This is a genomic window from Dialister sp., assembly GCF_036343215.1.
Classification (GTDB): domain Bacteria; phylum Bacillota; class Negativicutes; order Veillonellales; family Dialisteraceae; genus Dialister.
In genome coordinates this window covers 1-5,383 of sequence record NZ_JAZASU010000107.1, presented here as the reverse complement: position 1 = coordinate 5,383, position 5,383 = coordinate 1, and the positions used below count along the sequence as shown (strand labels likewise).

Here is a 5,383-nt window from a genome sequence, read left to right as displayed (position 1 = left end):
GAGAATGTTTAAATCCTTATATAAAAGGGCCGCCTCCCCTATAAAAAGGCGGCCACCATAACTGCGAACTGATAACTAATAACTGATAACTATTTCCCCTAAAGTTTTTAAATAATGATTTTTATTTTTGTACACCCCCTTTTTCGCTGACAACTTTTGAATCGGGAGTATCGGGGTTATTGGGAATCTAAGAAATCGGGAAAGCAGGTGCCCGTTTTCATATGACATTTTCGATGATTGCGGCTCCCTGCTTTTGCAGCATACAATCAGCGGCAAAAGTTTAACGAATTTCTAATGATACAAAATGGATTTTTTGCTACTATATGGACAGAGTAAAGAAAATCGTCCGTAAGCTCCGCCACGGCCAGTCTCAGAGAAAGCGGAAGGGAAGAGGACTGCACTCGAAAAATATATGGTACCATGTAAAAACTGAAAGTTGTAAAATTTAGTGAAACGAATGAAAAGCCACGCGGGAACATACCCGGCGTGGCTTTTTGTCGTGGAATGAACGGGCACCAGGTCATTCTTTCATGAAAATATCATCCGAACTCCCCCTCACGGGACCGCCGCAGGACGAAAAGCCTCAAAAGCTCCGGGTCCAAACCGGCAGGCAAAAATCCCGCATCACGAGAATGGTCTATAGCGAAATGTCTCGAAAGTTTCAAGTCGCAATCGGCAGGCAAAAACCCCCATCACGAGAATGGTCCCTGGCGAAATGCCTCGAAAGCTCCGAGTCCAAATCGGCAGGCATTAAATCGATTCTAATTCCGTGATTTTACAGAATATTTCTTATGGTATGGTATAATAATATAAATGCTTTACCCTTTGACTTCCCCGGACAGGGGGAAGTGGATTGTATAAGGAGAAATTCTATGAAGAATTCAGATATCCGCCGCGTGAGGCCGAAAAAGAAATCTTCGATTTTCATGAAGGTCATCGTATTTTTCCTGATCATCGTCCTCATTGCAGGAGCCGGAGCCACGGCAGGTTTTCTCGTCTCCGTGACCGGAAATCTTCCCGATGTGACGACAAATATCCAGCCCAATGCATCGTCCCGCATTTATGATGAAAAAGGAAGACTTATTACCACCGTTCATGCAGAGGAAAACCGCATCCCTGTTTCCATCAAAGAAGTGCCCCAGAATCTGCAGAATGCCTTCGTGGCCGCCGAAGATGTCCGTTTCTACGAACATCATGGTGTAGACCCCAGAGGGATTCTCCGTGCCATCTGGTCGAACCTGATTACCCGGAATGCCACGGGCCAGGGCGGTTCTACCATTACCCAGCAGCTGGCCAGAAATGCCTTCCTTACCCAGGAACAGACCATCAAGAGAAAACTTCTGGAAGTCGTACTGGCTTTGGAAATAGAAAGCAAGTATACGAAGAAACAGATCCTGGAAATGTACATGAACCAGATTTATTTCGGTCAGGGCTGCTATGGCATCCAGACCGCATCCCGTGTCTATTTCGGTAAAGACGTGAAAGACCTGACCCTTCCCCAGTGTGCGCTCCTCGCCGGCCTTCCGAACAGCCCGAACTACTACTCCCCATTCCGGAGCGTGGAAGCGGCAAAATACCGTCAGGCCATCGTCCTTGACCAGATGGCCAAGTATGGCTACATTTCCGAAGCCGATGCCGCTGCCGCCAAAAAAGCGGATCTGCACCTGGCCAAACCCCAGTCCGGCAGTGCGACTTCCCGGGTGGCTTCCTATTTCATAAACTATGTCATTCAGGAAATCAGCGATAAGTATGATTCCGATGCCATTTATAAAGAAGGACTCCAGGTCTACACCACCCTGGACCTGGACATGCAGAAAGAGGCAGAAAAAGCTTTGAAAGCCGATCTTCCGCAGGGCTCCAAAGACAATAAAGGACTCACCCAGCCCCAGGGCGCCCTCCTTTCCCTGGAAGTAGGGACCGGCCATATCAAAGCCATGGTTGGCGGACGGGGAGAAGATCATTTCAACCGCGCCGTCCAGATGGTCCGTCAGCCCGGGTCCTCCTTCAAACCTTTCGTCTATGTCACCGCTTTTGAAAATAAATTCAGCCCCTACGATACGGTGAGCAATGAAAAGAAGACCTATCCCGGCGGCTGGACACCGAAAAACTACGGCGGCACCTCCGGCGGCAAAGTCACCCTGGAAGAAGCCCTCGTCCATTCCATGAATATTCCGACTATTGACCTTGCCAATGAAGTGGGCATGGGCAAAGTCCTGAAACTGGCGGAAGCCTGCGGTATTTCCACCCTTGTCAAAGACGGAAAATCTACAGATAACAACCTGGCAGCCTCCATCGGCGGTCTCACCAATGGCGTTTCGGTCTATGATATGGCCAAAGCTTACAGCGTATTTGCCAATAACGGCAAACTGGTGGAACCGATTGCCATCCTGAAAGTGGTGGACCGGAATGGAAATGTCCTGGAAGACCATTCCGCGAAACCGGAATACAAACAGGTCGTGAGCGAAAATGCGGTTTACCGCCTCACCTCCATCCTGGAAGAAGTCATTTCCCGGGGCACCGGCGGAAATGCCTATATCGGGCGGTCTGCGGCAGGCAAGACAGGGACTACGGACGATGAACACGATGCATGGTTCGTAGGATATACTCCGAGCCTCGTGACGGCCGTATGGATTGGCGACGATACGAATACAAACGCCGGCTATACAGGCGGTACCGTTCCGGCAGCCATCTGGAGAGACTACATGAAAGAAGCCCTCCGGAACTATCGTGAAAAAGGCTTTGACATCCCAGCTTCCGTAAGAAATGAAATGGCCAAAGCCCGGGCAGCCGCCGCAGCCAAAGCAGCTGAAGAAGCGAAGAAGAAAGAAGACGAAAAGAAAAAAGCTGAAAAGGCCAAAAAAGGAAATAAACTCCTCGACCGCATCGCGGGGAAAATCACAAAACCCGTAGAAGGCCAGGGAAAGAAGACAAATTAGCTTTTTGAGACATCTGTCAGATACCGTGTCCTGAGTCGCATACGGTATTCGGGAATCAGCCTCGCCACGACGTGCCCCGCTTGATTCCATTTCGAGATTTCGGGGTGCGGGATGCGGGGTGCGGGAAGGTGGCGCTGCTGAGGCAGCGCCGCTTTTTTTGTGGGGATTTTGCACAGACGGGGAGAAGGAAAGACGGATTGCGGATTGGGGATTTCGGACTTCGGGAAGGTGTGCCGCTGATGCGGCACATTTTTTAATTGGGACTTTGCACAGGCGGGGAAGAAAAGCCCATATCCTTCCTTATCGAGTGACACCAAAGCAGGCCATGCGGATGGGAAAGGCTCCCAGCCTCCCCGAAGTTCGGGGAGGTGGCCGCGCAGCGGCCGGAGGGGATGTACTATCGTACAAGTCGAATGTGAGCTTGAAGGTGAACGTATCTCCGGGGATCTCCGGCACAGCCGGTGAGGGGGAAATGCAGAATGTTTTCAAAGATTTTCAGGACGAGAATGTCCAGCGTCCGAGAGCGGGTGAAGGGGGCTATCTATGGTAAGAATGATTATTGACTTAAAAGTTAAGAACGAAACGTAATCAAATGACGCTAAAGTCAGTTATGCAAATGGGAGAGGCTCTCCTCCCGGCTCCCCGAAGTTCGGGCAGTCAGCGAAGCTGACGGAGGGGCTGTACTATCGTACAAGCCGGAAATGAGGAAAATGGGACATGCGCAGGGTTCAGTAGTTCGCACATATGAGGCTGATGACGAAACGTACTTGGGCCAAGTGACTCTATCGGTATAATGCGGGCCCCCTTCGAGAAGGGGGCTCCGCGAAGCGGTGGGGGCACGAACCTGTCGAAACGCTTCCCTGCAGGAGCGACGAAAAATGATAAGAACGAAATGGTTTCCCATGCCGATTTTTATCTTGATTCCCATGAAGATCGATCATGAGAGCCGAAGGCAAAATCTAAAAATTGCGCCCAAAGGGCGCCACCTTCCCGATACCCCGATACTCTCGGGATTCCCGACATCCCCGATTATTCCCGACCATCCCCGATATTCCCGATTCAAAAGTGATCATTTCCAAAGTTTCTTCCCCGGTCAGTCAGTAAAGTGACAAATTTAAAACCCCTCTACCGGATGGCGGCCGATAGAGGGGTTTGTATTTTTGGAGTGGTCAGAATGATCTAAGGCAAGGAACCATAAATCTATGATTCATTGCAGAGGTACCTGGAGAAATCTCCTGCAGGAAAGGAAAGAAGTGCGCTTTCACAAGCCTGCGGCTGCGGTACCGCAGTCAGGGTCTGCCGGAAAGGCTGTCAGCATACTGAATATGTCATTTTCACAAAAACACTGACTTCGTGCGGGGAGGTCGGTAAATGCCGGGATGGCAAAGGCGCCCTTCTTTTTTGATTCCTTTGCTCCATGCCGCTACTATCGGCAAAAGAACTTCAGATTCGGAAAGAAGACCTCTTTCCTGCCTTTTGTGAAATTGACTCCGCCGGAACCCCTGTAACAGTTAACGAAAAATGGGGTTTCCGGGCGGCAGGTCCATCGCCCGATTCGGGACCAGGCCCTCCAACCAGCTCTTGGAAGCCGGCCCGGAGTCAGCCGCGGGACCTCGCAGTCGAAAATTTCGGAGGCATAGCCTCAATGGATGGATTTCCTTCACTTTTTCAGTGATCCAGACAGGTGAACTCCCCGGAGAACAAAACCGGGAACCCAGAGCCGGGGCACTTACAAAGGCGGAAGGAAACAATCCGCGGAACAGTATGGGGAAACATACTTTTCACCATAGCCTGTTTATATTATACATCATTTTTGGAAATATAAAAGTCAATTGTCACCCTCAAATATAAACTAAGGTTAAAAAGTGCGGCTTTTACGGCCTTCGGGGCTTATTGAAATTTCCTTGACCGGCTTATGAAAAAGAAATTATACTATTTCGCCAGGGAGAACCGCAGGGGAGAAAACCTTTGTTACGGGACTATCGGGATTGTCGGGAAGGTGGCGGCCTGATGGCCGCCCTTTTAAGATGGGAAATGTGTCCAGGCGGGGGTGAAAATTCCGATATAACCAAAAGCCACAGATCGGAAATCACATATGAGGCTAATGACAAAACGTATTCAGGCCAAAAGACTCCATCGGAAAAAGCGCGCTCCCCGAAGTGCGGGGAGCTCCGCGAATGCGGTGAGGGGGGTGTCAAGCAGGTACAAGCCGGAAATGAGGAGAATGAGACATGCGCAGGGTTCGGTAGTTCGCACAGATGAGGCTGATGACGAAACGTATTCGTGCCAAATGACTCTATCGGTAAAATGCGGGGGCAGATTGTCAAGTCTAGTGCAACATTTCTTCAACAAATTCTATTGGAGTCATCCAATCCATTCCTTTTCTAGGTCTATTGTTAATATAGTCTACTGCCTGTTGAACTTCATCATCTGTCACCTTCCGGAAG

1 protein-coding gene is annotated in these 5,383 nt (G+C 50.0%); it reads left to right on the top strand.

Features of this window, described 5'->3' with window-relative positions:
- Positions 1 to 872 precede the first annotated feature (872 nt).
- Positions 873 to 2,936, top strand: coding sequence for a transglycosylase domain-containing protein (locus VZT47_RS09200; protein WP_330224670.1), 2,064 nt, complete (start codon positions 873 to 875; stop codon positions 2,934 to 2,936).
- The last annotated feature ends 2,447 nt before the right edge of the window (positions 2,937 to 5,383 follow it).

What these genes read in the sequence shown, in the direction of transcription:
- VZT47_RS09200 (WP_330224670.1), top strand. Translation starts at nt 873, where the DNA reads ATGAAGAATTCAGATATCCGCCGCGTGAGGCCGAAAAAGAAATCTTCG.